This window comes from Spongorhabdus nitratireducens (genome assembly GCA_947387575.1).
Taxonomy (GTDB): Bacteria; Pseudomonadota; Gammaproteobacteria; order Pseudomonadales; family Endozoicomonadaceae; genus CANDOC01.
Genome location: CANDOC010000001.1, coordinates 550,460 through 563,795, shown reverse-complemented (window position 1 = coordinate 563,795; position 13,336 = coordinate 550,460). Strand labels below are relative to the sequence as shown.

The following is a 13,336-nucleotide window of genomic DNA, read 5'->3' as shown; positions in this document are numbered from 1 at the left end:
CCAACATCAACGATCAGGAGAGAGATATGAAGTTTATTCCCGCAACCATACTTGCATTCCTGCTTTCCGGCTGTGCATTCAACGGCCCGGTCAACAATGACTATACCGATTATGATGGCAGCATGATGTTTGATCCGTTTCATCAACTTGATTCTTCTGATGAACCACGGGGAGCTGCAGACGAATAACCAGTCTTCTCTCTCATATCTCAGCCCTGATTGAGCACTAAAGATGCTCTATTGTCAGTCAAAGCGTTGATATAAGATGATCGTCGACGTTTAAGCGCAAGAATATCAGCCTCTATCCAGGTGTGCGGGAAAGTTCTGTTGCAGTCGCCACCTTTCCTCAGCTATTCCTGACAACCGTTTCTTTATTTCAGGCAACAGCGTGTTTGCCCGCGGGTGGTAGCGTCGTTTTAGCCTAATTTTGTGCAGGAAAGTTGAATGATAGGGTTACTCTATATTGCTGCTACAGTACTGATTATCAGAGCTTACTGTATCCACTCATTTACCCGGCCAGTACCACACAGCCCGGCTGCTCTGGGTCTGGCATTCGCCGCCATCACCTTTATTCTGTTGATTGGTTGTGGAGCCCTTTACCGCGTACTTGATCTGCTTGATTTCACCGGGCTTACCGTTCATTTCACAGCACTGGCATTTACTTTGGCTTGTGTGTTTGGTGGCGGCTATTTATCAGCACGAACCAGCGAAGATACCCAGAGCATGAATATCAAGATTCTGGCTGTTGTCGGCTTTTTACCCTATATGGCTATCACAGCAATCCTGTATTCGGGAGATCCGAGCTGGCTCAACTACCTGGCAGCCGCTTTGTATATTCCTGTACTCGCCTGTGGCTATTTTACCTTTACCAGAACAGCTAAGGATGACGCCACGCAACACATTGAAAAATCATCTGAAATATAGCAATAGTCAGCTATTTGAATTTCTATAACCGAATCAAATGAACAATATCATTGAAAATGAAATAGCACTTCATCAGTACGAAGTCCGGACAAACAGGGAGCAGGTATTAAAGTTGCTACATCCTGACTTTCAGGAAGTTGGTGAGTCTGGCAACAGTTATAACCTTAATAGCATCCTTGAACTGCTGGGCAGTGAGCAGCCCTCGGGAAACAGAATACATTCCCAGGATTACGAGAGTATCAAGCTGGGGCCCGATGTTTACCTACTGTTGTACCAGTCTGCCACTGTCGATGCGGAAGGGCATTTCAGCCACTTCGCCAAGCGATCTTCAATCTGGATGCTGACTGAAACCGGCTGGCAAATGAAATACCACCAGGGTACTCCCTGCGAACGGTTCGTGCTCGAAAAAGAAAACCAGATAGAAGCGTAGAAAATAAAAAGATACTGCGCTTACGATAAAGCACAGTATCTAGTTTTACAGAAGTCAGAAAAAAGCTGTGTAATTATTCGCAGGACACTTCAGTGCTGGAGAGAAAGGTAGCTGTGCCACCATAGGCATCATCTACTCTATGAATATCAACATTGCGCATAACGGTATTTTCTTCACAGGCTGCTGCCTGTACACGCTCCTCTGTATTCGTGTCTATCGCGAAAGGCATAGTATGAATATCCGGATGGCCGGTATTATCAGTAATTACTGAAAAAACAGCTGTTCCCATATTATGAGACAGGCTCCCTGCGACCATGGCAAAACGGTCACAGTCTTCCGGAAGTTTATGGGCAGGCTCACAATACTTATAATCAGCCAAAATATTGGTGGAGGCCATTCCTGCCATTACGAGCATAGCGGGTAAAATCTTCATCCGTGTCATACGTGACTCCTTGTCTTTGGGGGAATATGCCCTCGTTTTTCACTATAGCCAATAAATACGCGGTCCGAGACGAATAGCATCAGAATTTATGATGAACTTAAAAGCCCCCGTTATCATAAGGCCCTTTATCCTTCTGACCGTTATATTACTTGTCGGAGGTTGCTCACCATGGCATGACGGTTCCTATGAGATTTACTGGGTTGATGGCCAAAAACGTCTCGGATTTCATGTTGGGGACGGGGTTTATATCAGACGTGTCGATGCACCCCGAGCCATAAAGACCAACTCTGATTTCATCTCTGTATATGCCTGCCCTGAACAACAATGTGTGTTTTATTACATTGACCGGGCCAAAGATCACAAATTTGCAGACAGCGATGAGTTTGTATTTGGACCTTTCAGTCAAACTCAGTTTGCTGCACTAAGACAAAAGCTCCCACTTCCGGAGATAGTATTATCAGGAGAAAAATAGTTGCCCTGTGGCTATTTTCTATAACAACACAAAATAAAGCCGTTTATAAAAATGAATAACAAAGCAGTAATCACCATTCGCAATTATGAAACCAGCGACAAGCAGCGGGTTTTTGAAATCCACGACCGGGCCCGCCCGATAGAACTTGAAGGCTCCTGCGACCCCCAAGCCTTTATCCCGCTGCAGGATGACAAGGACGATATTGAAGACTTTATGGCATCCCGCAAGTTTGTTGCCTGTGAAGGCGAAACCATCACCGGCTTTGCGGGCATCAATGGCAATATTGTTTCCTGGCTTTATGTTGACCCGGCCCATTTTGGCAAGGGTATTGGCAAAAAGCTGCTTGCCGTTGCGCTGGACCAGATCGAAGACGAGGCTTCGACTTATGTGCTGGACGGGAATACTACCGCTATTGCCTTGTACAAAAGCTTTGGTTTCAAGCTAGCGGCCAGTTTTGAAACGGATAATGCCGGGTACCCGTGTATTTGTCAGAAATATACGCTCCCCGGATAAGTAATGTATCAGGCCCGAGTTGAAACACTCGGGCCCTCTCACCAGAGAGCAGCAAATTACACTGGCTATTTTTGCTTTTGCTGTGGGCAGGACTCACTCGTATTAATAGTCAGTGGCCTTAACCTGTTTGCAATGTATTTCAGTCAGGCTTTCTATCTATCGAGCACAAGGCTCACTATCGGGCGCAAGGCTCAGGAAATTCCACTAGTATACAGCCAGCATCTCCTGAAAACGCCCGCCATTCTTTTTCGACACCAAATCAGAATAATTAATAGTGAATGATATGGTTTTACGCAAAACTCTAGGTTAGGATACCTATCCATGGTCATATGGATGTAGTGATATACCTGTTGCTGACACATGCGTCAGCAGTAAAAAGCACGTTGTAAAACAGGCTTTAATAACAAAAAAAGTAGCTTATTTAGCGACAAGTTCTATGGATGGAGTCTAGATATTCGTGCTTTCTTCTGTAATTTATGGACATGATCAGCTACATAAAGTTGTTGATTTACCCTCTGAAGTTGAATTGATTGAAGTCCGCGGTGACTTGTGGCATCCGAGTGAAGCCTGTCTGCAAAGGCTAGATCAATTCTCCTTACTCTACTCTCTGAAAAGCATTTCTGAAGGCGGCAATTTTGACGGCCCGCTGACGCTAAGGCACCGCAGGCTGATCGAGGCTTCTCCCGATTATGACCTGATCGAGCTGGAAGGCGAACGTGATCTGACTCCTGAAGTGCTTCAGGCTATTCCCGCAGATAAACGGCTGATCAGCTGGCAGGGCACACCGGAGACGGTTGAGGAACTGGCTTCGCGTCTTGATAAATATCAACGTACCCCGGCCCGATATTACCGGTTACAGCTCGACGCCGCTTCAACAGGTGATGCTGTTCCTGCACTGGCACTGTTGCACCGTTGTCAGCGTTCCGATCTGATTACCTATGGTATCGGCCCTCAGGCTATCTGGACCCAGATACTGGCTGCCTTTTACGGTAGCCCGATCATGCCTTCCTTAATTGATGCCAATGAGCAGAGTGATTATCTGGACGCGGCAAGTCTGGTGACAGACTTTGGCCTGCCCAACATCTATCCGGTCAAACATATCTTCGGTATCGCCGGAGCAAAGACGTTAAAGCGTGCTTCATTAAGGTTGCATAATTCTGCCTATCGTAACCTCAACCTGCCGTATTTATATCTGCCGTTTCAGGCCGACAGTCTGCATGAGCTGTTTGACTCGGTGATCAACAACCCACTCATGAACCCTGCCATTTCCGGACTGACAGTCGTCGCGCCGTTTAAATACCAGGCCTTCGACCTGGCTACCAGTTATGGCGGTACCGACGTTATTGAATCGGCTTGTTCCAACCTGATGGTCAATAAACTCGGCTGGCTTGCTCTCAGCACCGATGCGCCGGGCTGTCTTGATGCCCTGAATGAGGTGGATCCGGATTGGATCAATAAAAAGATTGCCCTTGTCGGCTTTGGCGGGGCAGGCAAGTCAGTAGCTGTAACGCTTGGCAGCAAAGGGGTCGACCTCACTCTGGTGAACCGGTCAGTGGCTACGGCCAGCAGGTTTGCAGTCGAGCATGATCTGCCTTTTATTCCTCTGGCTGATTTCGACCCGGCACCCTATGACATCATTATTCATACTACTCCGCTGGCCAAAAACCAGTGGAACAACCTCTTCGATTTTAACCGGCTCAATAAAGACTGCGCTGTTATTGAGTATGTATATCTACCGGATAAAGCCACATCGCTAATTGAATACTGCCGCAAAAACAATCTGCGTTGTGTCGATGGTGAAAGAGTAGCCGAGCTGCAAACCCGCTATCAGTTCAAGTTTATGACCGGCCTTGACATAAATTCTACTGCTGTCGTGAGCAGGCAAGAGATCAGGGGATGTAAACAGATGAAAGAGTGTAGTGCATGAATTCCAACAATTATAAGTCGACCAAAAACGATGATGTGCTGTCCGAGTTTTATCATGAATGGGGTGCCGATATTGAAGACCTTGCCGGTCAGTGGGAAAACAACAATCCCAAAACCGGTCAGATCAGCCGTATTGAAGTAAAACTGGACGAATCTGGGTTAAAGATTCGCTGCTTCGGGTTGCTGGATCAGCAGGAACAGGACTGGGGCGAGCTGCAGTGTGAGACCTTTTCATCCAATGTCAGCTCCAGTGTGGTGGAAGGCTTTGTCGGCAATTATGACTTCGGTTTTATGGAAACCCAGGTGGTTGCCAATGTGAAGTACGGCGTGATGGTGATTCAGTCGTATAACAAATTTAAGGACGGCAGCAATCGTAACGCCTATATCTGTCGTGAGTTCTTTTACAAAACCGATAAAAAGCTGATGCAGTACGGGCAGGGCATCGATGCTTCGTATTATCTGGGTAACTGGAACAACACCTATAACAAGGCCCGGGCCATCGGTTCAGTCAAATTCCACCAGCAGCCGGATGGACTGTATATCAGCCTGACCGGATCGAATACCGGCTTTCAGCCGGGCGACTGGGGCAGTGCGCCGGTCAAATTGCACAGCTACTCCCCGGATTCAAACGATCTTGTGGCCTGTCAGGCCCGGCTGGATATGGAAAATACTGAAGCGGTGCTGGCCATGAATGAGAACAAGGGACTGCTGATTATTGCCGGCTATTTCTCGTTCAAGGATAACAGCCAGTCCAGCTTTTTCGTTCGCGAGTTTTTCTATAAGACCGATGGCGAAGGGAGTCTGTAATGCCGATGACAGAACAGCTGACAACCCTGCAACGGCTTGCCCGGGAACAGTTCGCGCCGCGGGCACAGCAGTATGACGACAACTACAGTTTTCCGATAGATAACATCCAGGACCTGTATCGGGCCGGATTTAACGGCGCCACCATCTCGAAAGAATACGGTGGACTCGGCCTGGGCAACCATAAAGGCAATATACGCCAGTTATGGTCAATGGTGACCGCCATTGCCAAAGCAGATATGTCCACTGCCCGCTGCTGGGAAGGACATAACAATGCGCTGATGCTGCTGGATCGGATCGCCACCCGGGAACAAAAAGACCGCTGGTATGATGGCATCCTCAACAGAGGGGAGCTCTGGACGGTCTGGAGCGGTGAGCCACTACTGAAAACCCCCGGACAAAAGCAACAGTTTGGTACCTCCTTAACCCTTACGGACGGCGGGTACCTGCTCAATGGCAGCAAAACCTTCTGTACCAGCGCCACTCATGCCCGCTGGGCCAATCTGCTGGTTAACACTGCCGGGGCTGGCGGAGCACGTCATGCGTCATGTTCGCCGGAATCAGTGATTATGCTGGCCTGTGATCTTGATCAGCCTTCTGTCTCTTATGATGAATCATGGTGGAAGCCAGTGGGCATGCGCGGCTCGGTCAGCTGTGTAGTGAACTTTGATAACACCTTTATTCCCTTTGAAAACCAGATCGGCGAACCGGGCCAGTTTCTGCGGGAAGAATGGCAGACCTACTGGACGCCGCAATATGCCGCTACTTTTCTGGGGGGAGCCCAGGCTGCCTACGATTACACCCGAGACCATATCGCAAGCCAGTCACGGCAAAATGATCCCTACGTTCAGCACCGTATTGCAAAGATGGCACTGAATATCCAGGCCTGTGAACAATGGCTGGATCACGCCGCCGGACAGTGGAATGCAAAACAAACCGAGCAGGCCAAACTGGCCGGTAATATGGCTCGCTATCAAGTGGAACAGCTGGCGACAGAGAGCGTGCAGCATGCGATTCATGCCTGTGGTGCCCGCGCGCTGATGCAGCCCAGCCCGCTGGAACGAATCATGCGCGATCTGTCGATTTATACCCGGCATGACAATGACGACCAGTTACTGGCAACAATCGGCAGGTCAGTTCTGGGTGAAGTACATGACCGGTCATTCTTTAACAACGCATAAAGCTTTTGTTTAGCAAGCGCTCAGCGAGCGCAATCGTTTAGCGAAAACAATCACAATCAACTGCGAATGACCGGCACATGATGATCAACAGGATTTACGTGACAGGAATCATTTTGCCTGCCGGTTAAGCGTTGTTTAGCTGAATAATAAAAAATGAAACAAAAAGACGTTATCCAACTGCTTCAAAACCGCGCCAGTGTGCGGGACTTTGAAGACAAACCGGTTAACCCGGAAATATTGCAGACCATCCTTGATGCTGCCCGCCAGGCGCCCACAGCTTCCAATGTGCAGGCCTACAGTCTGGTTGTGGTCCAGCAGCAGGACACCCGCAATATGCTGGCTGAACTCAGTGGGGGTCAGGCTCACATCGCAAAGGCGCCGGTATTTATTGCCGTTTGTGCCGACCTGTATCGGCTGGAGCAACTGCTTGCAGCTTCAGGGGAGCACCTGCAGTCCGGTCTCTGTGACCTGGAGTTAACGTCAGTCATTGATGCCTCGCTGGTTGGTATGAGTGCATCGCTCGCAGCGAACTCACTGGGGCTGGGGAGTGTGATGATTGGCGGTATTCGAAACCATCCGGTACAGGCGGCTGAGTTACTGAATCTTCCTGACAAGGTTTTCTGCGCTTTTGGTCTGTGCCTCGGCTGGCCCATTCAAACGCCTCCGGCCAAACCCCGCTTGCCGCAGGAAGCTGTCGTTTTTAATGAACGCTACCAACAGGAGTTCCCAACGGCTGCTGTTCAACAGTACGACACAATGTTGGCTGAACATCATCAATACTCGGGTTTTGCCGCTGAAGAACAGTGGTCCAAGCGGATGGTGAAGCAGTTAAGCCAGCCACGGCGCAAGGATTTAAATGAACAGCTGAAACAGCTGGGTTTTTTATTTAGCTGATTATTTAGCCGGTTATTCAACCAAGTACTTCCTGTTGGGCTGATTTTCATGAAGACATACCTGGACTCCAAAATAAAACACGTGGCCAGCCTTGCTCTGATGATGGTCATGGTGCTGTTGTCCGGCTGCGGCCGGGATACCACCAGCCAGCTGAATATTACCGGTGCCAGCACCGTGTACCCGATCATTGAGATGGCGAAGGAAGGCTTCACCAAACAACATGATATTCGACTGAATGTGCAGGCCGGGGGCAGCACCCGTGGTTTTGAAGACACTCTGGCCGGACGCAATGATTTTGGTGCCATGGCCCGGGATTTAACCGCTGAAGAAGCCGCCCGGGTTGAGGTGTTTCCCATTGCTTACGATGGCATCGGCATTGTGGTTCACGCATCCAATCCGCTGAAAAGTATTACCACCGAAACTCTGCAGCGTATCTATCGCAAGGAGATCACTAACTGGTCACAGCTGGGCGGTCCGAATGAGCCGATTGTTGCAGTTAACAAGGCCGACGGTCATGCGACGCTGAAGGTATTTATGAAGCATGCCGGACTGACGCGGGATGAAATCAAAGCCGATGTTGTCGCCGGTGATAATGCCCAGGTTATTCGCATCGCTGCCAATACCAGAGGTGCAGTAGCCTATGTCAGCATGGGCGAAGTGATTGAGGCAGCAGCAATTGGTATGGAGCTGAAACTGGTCAATCTGGATGGTATTGAACCGACGATAGAGCAGGTCGCCAGCGAAGCTTACCCGTTACGCCGAACCCTGTACCTGGTCAGCAAGGTGCCACCTGCTGGCAACGCATCGCTGTTGTTGCAATTCCTGAGCAGTGAGGAAGGCAAGCAGATTATTAAACGGGGCAATTATGTTCCGCTGCCTTAACACTTGCTTTAGAGAGAAGCAGCGCTGGGCAATGCTCGCCAGTCTGGCGGCGGTGCCGCCCTTGATGGTAGTACTGCTCGGGATGTATCTGGTGGTATGCAGTATCTCTGCACTGTTGCAGATACCCGTCGCTGAGCTGTTTGCTGTCCAATGGCAGCCATCCGGTGACAGTTACGGTGTGCTGCTGCTTTTGACGGGCACAGTAACTGTTACCTTGATGGCGCTAGTGTTGACCTTGTTGATCGGGTTGAGCACATCACTGTATCTGACACTGTATGCCCGCCCCAAAATGCTGCAGGTGGCAAATACCGCGCTGGGCACGCTGGGCTCATTGCCTTCGGTGGTTATTGGCCTGTGGGCCATGACCTGGGTCGTGCCATTGTTTGGAAACAGTCTGAGCTCCGCAGCAATTACTGCTGCTTTGATGATTGTACCGACCTTTACCCTGTTGTGTATTTCCGCCCTGAAGCAGGTGCCGGCCAATCTTGACGAAAATGTTCGTGCGCTCGGTTGCAGTGACCGGATACGGGCACTGGTTATTCTGCAACATGCACGACAGGGTGTTATTCGTGCGCTGGTGCTGGCTGCAAGTCGGGCATTGGGGGAAGCCGTCGCTATCTATCTGGTTGCCGGCAATATTGCCCAGTGGCCGGAACTGTTCGGCCCGATAGCAACCCTGACCACCACGCTGATTGGTGAGCTTGATGTAGCAACCGGCGCCCACCGGGGAGCACTCCATATTCTGGCACTGCTGATTATGTTACTGATTACCCTGGTCAGCCTGTTTTGCAGACCCAAACTCATCAGGAAAAGGACATGATAAAAACCATCGGTCAAATATCTGTCTGGCTGCTGATCGGGCTGGTCGTCTGGATGGGGGTGGATATGGCGGTGCGAGGTGCCTCCGGTTTTCATTTTGGCTATCTGTTTGAAGCACCTGCCGATATGGGGCGTAGCGGCGGCATTGCCACCATTCTGGTTTCAACTGCACTGATTGTGACTCTGGCTGTGGTCCTGGCAGTGCTGTTCAGTTTGCCTGCCGCCATCATCTATACCGAGTTTCAGCGTGATACCCGTTTCTGGAGACTGATGCATATCATTCTGGACATTGGTGTCGGGGCGCCGAGGATTGTCTGGGGGCTGTTTGGCGGAGTGCTGTTTGTTGGTTACTTCAATCTGGGCTTTTCCATTCTGAGCGGCATCATTACCCTGGCCTGCCTGCTGGCACCAATTCTGGTGACTGGTTTTATTGTCGGGCTGCAGGCAACCGATCCGGCCCTGCGCAAGCAATGTGTGGCATTGGGGCTGACGCGCTGGTCCACACTCTGGAATCAGGTGCTGCCGGCTGCACGCCCCTCGTTGATTGCTACAGCAGTGCTGGCTACCGGACGAGGGTGTGGTGATGCTGCGGCATTACTGTTTACTGCCGGCGTAGCGACAACCTTGCCAACATCGCTGTACGACTCCGGCGCAACGCTCGCAGTGTTTGTGTTTCATTTGTTAACTGTTATCCCCGGCGGGCAAACCGCAGCCTATACGGCGGCAGCTGTGTTGTTTGTCATTATGCTGGCCATTCAGTGGATGATAACGGCAGCCAATGGTAAAGGGAGGTTCGCCCATTGATTCAGCTTGAATATCAGAATCTGAGCCTGAAGTCAGATAATGTAGCCATTCTTGACCAGATCAATTTCGAAATCGACGGGCCAGGAGTATTTGCCTTGCTCGGCCCGTCCGGCACCGGAAAAAGCACACTGTTGCGTGCCACCCAGCGAATGATCGAAAGCGATGATACTCACTGGCAGCGTTCGGGCGATATTTTACTGAACGGCAAAAGTGTATTTGCCAGCTCGCTGGGGCGTCATCAGCTGGCACGGCAGATTGGCTATATTCCACAGCGACCGCGTATGTTGCATGGCAGTGTATTGGCAAATGTGGAATTTGCCTTGAAGCACACGACCAGACTTTCAGCTGAAGAGATTCGCACCAAAGCCCTAGCCGCTCTGGCCGAGGTGGATGTGACCAGTGAGTTACCAACGCTGGACAAAGCTGCTTCCGAGCTTTCCGGTGGTCAGGCCCAGCGGGTGGCCATTGCCCGGGCTATAGCACTCAATCCGTCGGTGTTATTAATGGATGAGCCGTCCACCGGGCTCGATCCCTTCAAGGTGCAATTGCTGGAGCAGGTCATCAGAAATACCGCCAGGCTGCGATTGGTCGTACTGGTCACTCACGATGTAGTGTTGGCCAGACGACTGGCGAAATGGGTCGGTTTTATTTTACCGGGAGAGAACGGATCCCGTCTGGTCGAATTTGGAGCTACGGAACAGGTATTTGATCGGCCACAGGATCCTGTGGTGAAGGAATTTATCGCGCTGGGTAGTGGCCTGCTAGGTGATACAGACAATCTGGATATTGCCGCAAGAGAGATGAAAACTCCGGAGCAGGATACCAGAGCCGATGCTGATCTGATATTGGCGTTGCCATAAATCTACGGATAATTTCGTCGCTTGCTTCACTGCCTGATGTTTCAGATTATAAAAGACTAGGGTCTTGCGACCGTATGCAGTAACAGTGAAGCCTTTGGCTGTCTGAAAATAACAACAATCATTGTTGCCAGAGATCTACAGGTATGGAAGAAACAATAACCTTGGCCTTGTTTGCCCTGTTACCTATTACCTTGATTGAACTCACCAATGTTCGGCGAAAGTTACAACGGACTGAATCAAAGCTGAACCTGTTACTTCAACGGCATGGCCTGGACCATCATGAAGAGACAGTTATACCGGAAGAGGTCGAGCAGGCACTGCAGGCCGGTCGAAAAATCAGGGCTATCAGGCTATATCGCCAACATACGGGAGCCAGCCTGAGAGAAGCGCACGAAATTGTTACTACATTCGTGCGGGGTAAATAGGCCGCCAGCAAAAATAACAAACTCTATAGCAGGCTTGTCTGATCTTCCTCCAGACAAGCCACCTACATCAGGACCGATTTCACCCCGCCTTAGGCATCAGGGATCACTACCGGCCTTCACCTTTCTGGAAGACAGTCTTCCGGGAATTTTTGAACAAGCCTTCAAGAACATCATGGTGTAAGTCTGTTCACCATTGTAAATATTACGAAGCTCAACACCCGTAATAACTGTCGCCCAGCCTGTCATTGCGAAAAATCCTAAAACCAGTGGCAGTACAGAACCCTCTCCTACAACCTCGTCCATGGTCGAATTCATTGCGCCAGAAGGCGTAGGCAGCAACACGTCTTCCATCGTCATATTCATTGCACTTGAAGTGGAAGGTGTCGACGGCAGCATACTGTTCATTACCGTATTCATGGTGCCAGAAGGCGAAGGCAGCAGCATACTGGCCATTGACAGGGGAGCGGCCAGAATGGAACTCACGTTCGCAAGCACCCTGGATGGGGTAATACTTGTGCTCGTGTCCATGCCTTCGCATGTCAGAGTCTGCTGTTTTCCATCCAGGCGATATTGGCAAGATGACCCCAGGGCCGGATTGCAAATGACGCGGGGATGCACGACAAGGCATGTTGTCCTTGCGAGGGTAGAGGTCGCGTCACATTTGAACACGTTCCGGTAATAAATGACGGATCGGGTGTCACCTCTGACATGGTCAAACTTTCCTCTTGAATCAAAAACCGAATTAAGCACAACCCCTTTACTGCCGTAGCACCTGATAAATGCACGAGGCAGACCAGATTCTCCCAGCTCCTCCCTGAAATTCATATTGAGAAGCTTGAGTGTTGCCCCCCCGCGACATTCAATAACCGCACCTCCCCGCCAGCCACTGCCTTTGACAGTCACGGTTGTCAGCCCCCGGGTATCCAGCGACTCATCAAAAAAAGTGATATCCGGAATGCCATCGCTTCCGCTGTCACCGGTTGCTCCGCTTCCTGAAATGTCCGGGCCTATACTGCCACTACTTCCACTGCCCGGTTCAAGTTCGGTATCTGGGGCGAGCTGATACAGCTCTGTACTGCCATCGTCCTCCACTGTCAGTTCGTTCTCAATTAATGGCTGCAGCAGCTCAACAGTCGAGCCGGACTCACTGGTATCGGTTTCATTGCCAAACAGTGAGCCAATACCTGCCAGAGTAACCGACTTTGCTGAGCCATTGATCCAGATCCGGTTGTAAATACTGATCGCTCCCAGCGCTTCGCTTAACAAAACCAGCACATGTTTTCCCTCAAACTCGGGAGAATCCAGTTGATCCTGTAGAGGCAGGAATCCGGTAGTGGCGTCCAACAGCATACCGACATCATAGGTTTCACAACCAAAGTACATCGGCGAATGAACGGGATCACCCGGACGTTCGGTCAGCATATCAACATACTCCTGGGTCAAGGGATGCGTTGATATTGCCGGAAGATTTTCTTCGTTGTAAGGAGCGACCTGCGTTGTATCCGACGTAATAAACGGGTTCTGCTCCAGAGGGGGATAGTACCAATCGCTATACTGGGATGTTTGGCCGGGGCCATGTAAAACAGAGATACGTACTCTCAGGTCGGTGTTGCGCAGAAAGAGCCAGTCTGTCATGTGAAACTTATGTCCGCTCTCAGCCTTTTCGTATTTGACGCCTCTTGGCAGCCTGGTCACTGTATATGCCTTTCTGCGGCGAGGTTTCGTCCCATATTCAATCTGAAGATTGGGGAGGATAGTTCGGCGACGCTCCGGATTGTCACGAATAAAATCAAGTTCCCTAACATCCTTGTTATGCTCAAAAAAATCATCCCACAGAAAGGAGAGAGTGACATTTTCCCCACCCTGACCGATGCATAGCCGGTTCTTGCCTGCGTAAGCTGTGTCTGCACACAAACTTGCGAATATACTGAACCACACTGCAACAATCCGATATGGTGACA

Annotated in this window: 15 protein-coding genes; 13 read left to right on the top strand and 2 right to left on the bottom strand. The window is 50.3% G+C overall.

Features of this window, described 5'->3' with window-relative positions:
• The first annotated feature begins 26 nt into the window (after positions 1-26).
• From ACYZZ0_RS02580 to ACYZZ0_RS02570, 3 genes are all read left to right on the top strand, one after another.
• Complete coding sequence (locus tag ACYZZ0_RS02580) at positions 27-188, top strand: hypothetical protein (protein WP_461535008.1); 162 nt, start codon at positions 27-29, stop codon at positions 186-188.
• Between the two features lie 255 nt (positions 189-443).
• Entirely contained in the window at positions 444-923 is a 480-nt protein-coding gene (locus ACYZZ0_RS02575; RefSeq protein WP_461535007.1) for a hypothetical protein, read from the top strand.
• A 37-nt stretch (positions 924-960) separates the two neighbouring features.
• Positions 961-1,353 carry a nuclear transport factor 2 family protein gene (locus ACYZZ0_RS02570; RefSeq protein ID WP_461535006.1) on the top strand — a complete coding sequence of 131 codons (393 nt, stop codon included), beginning with the start codon at positions 961-963 and terminating at the stop codon, positions 1,351-1,353.
• A 73-nt stretch (positions 1,354-1,426) separates the two neighbouring features.
• On the opposite strand, the gene ACYZZ0_RS02565 is transcribed toward ACYZZ0_RS02570, so the two are convergent.
• Positions 1,427-1,795 carry a hypothetical protein gene (locus ACYZZ0_RS02565; RefSeq protein ID WP_461535005.1) on the bottom strand — a complete coding sequence of 123 codons (369 nt, stop codon included), beginning with the start codon at positions 1,793-1,795 and terminating at the stop codon, positions 1,427-1,429.
• 523 nt (positions 1,796-2,318) lie between these two features.
• On the opposite strand from ACYZZ0_RS02565, the gene ACYZZ0_RS02560 reads away from it, so the two are divergent.
• The 10 genes from ACYZZ0_RS02560 (at position 2,319) to ACYZZ0_RS02515 (ending at position 11,375) form a co-directional block, all read left to right on the top strand.
• Positions 2,319-2,780: a GNAT family N-acetyltransferase gene (locus ACYZZ0_RS02560; RefSeq protein WP_461535004.1), complete on the top strand. Its 462-nt coding sequence runs from the start codon at positions 2,319-2,321 to the stop codon at positions 2,778-2,780.
• A 457-nt stretch (positions 2,781-3,237) separates the two neighbouring features.
• A complete protein-coding gene (locus tag ACYZZ0_RS02555; RefSeq protein WP_461535003.1) occupies positions 3,238-4,707 on the top strand; it encodes a type I 3-dehydroquinate dehydratase in 1,470 nt (489 codons plus the stop codon).
• Complete coding sequence (locus ACYZZ0_RS02550) at positions 4,704-5,513, top strand: hypothetical protein (RefSeq protein ID WP_461535002.1); 810 nt, start codon at positions 4,704-4,706, stop codon at positions 5,511-5,513. Before ACYZZ0_RS02555 ends, ACYZZ0_RS02550 begins: the two co-directional genes overlap by 4 nt.
• The gene (locus ACYZZ0_RS02545; protein ID WP_461535001.1) at positions 5,513-6,691 is read left to right on the top strand and encodes an acyl-CoA dehydrogenase family protein; all 1,179 of its coding nucleotides are present in this window, start codon (positions 5,513-5,515) and stop codon (positions 6,689-6,691) included. The genes ACYZZ0_RS02550 and ACYZZ0_RS02545 overlap by 1 nt, the downstream gene beginning before the upstream one ends.
• Positions 6,692-6,844: 153 nt before the next feature.
• Positions 6,845-7,585, top strand: a complete 741-nt coding sequence (locus ACYZZ0_RS02540) for an NADPH-dependent oxidoreductase (RefSeq protein ID WP_461535000.1) — start codon at positions 6,845-6,847, stop codon at positions 7,583-7,585.
• Positions 7,586-7,633: 48 nt separating this feature from the next.
• The gene (locus tag ACYZZ0_RS02535; RefSeq protein WP_461534999.1) at positions 7,634-8,467 is read left to right on the top strand and encodes a phosphate ABC transporter substrate-binding protein; all 834 of its coding nucleotides are present in this window, start codon (positions 7,634-7,636) and stop codon (positions 8,465-8,467) included.
• A gap of 31 nt (positions 8,468-8,498) precedes the next feature.
• On the top strand, positions 8,499-9,287 hold the full coding sequence (locus tag ACYZZ0_RS02530) for a PstC family ABC transporter permease (RefSeq protein WP_461534998.1): 789 nt from the start codon (positions 8,499-8,501) through the stop codon (positions 9,285-9,287).
• The gene (locus ACYZZ0_RS02525) at positions 9,284-10,090 is read left to right on the top strand and encodes a PstA family ABC transporter permease (RefSeq protein WP_461534997.1); all 807 of its coding nucleotides are present in this window, start codon (positions 9,284-9,286) and stop codon (positions 10,088-10,090) included. Before ACYZZ0_RS02530 ends, ACYZZ0_RS02525 begins: the two co-directional genes overlap by 4 nt.
• Positions 10,087-10,950 carry an ATP-binding cassette domain-containing protein gene (locus ACYZZ0_RS02520; protein ID WP_461534996.1) on the top strand — a complete coding sequence of 288 codons (864 nt, stop codon included), beginning with the start codon at positions 10,087-10,089 and terminating at the stop codon, positions 10,948-10,950. The genes ACYZZ0_RS02525 and ACYZZ0_RS02520 overlap by 4 nt, the downstream gene beginning before the upstream one ends.
• A 143-nt stretch (positions 10,951-11,093) precedes the next feature.
• Positions 11,094-11,375 (top strand): hypothetical protein, encoded by a 282-nt coding sequence (locus ACYZZ0_RS02515; RefSeq protein WP_461534995.1) that lies wholly within the window; start codon positions 11,094-11,096, stop codon positions 11,373-11,375.
• Between the two features lie 96 nt (positions 11,376-11,471).
• Here the strand turns inward: ACYZZ0_RS02515 and ACYZZ0_RS02510 are convergent, their stop codons facing one another.
• Positions 11,472-13,010, bottom strand: a complete 1,539-nt coding sequence (locus ACYZZ0_RS02510) for a hypothetical protein (RefSeq protein WP_461534994.1) — start codon at positions 13,008-13,010, stop codon at positions 11,472-11,474.
• Positions 13,011-13,336 lie beyond the last annotated feature (326 nt).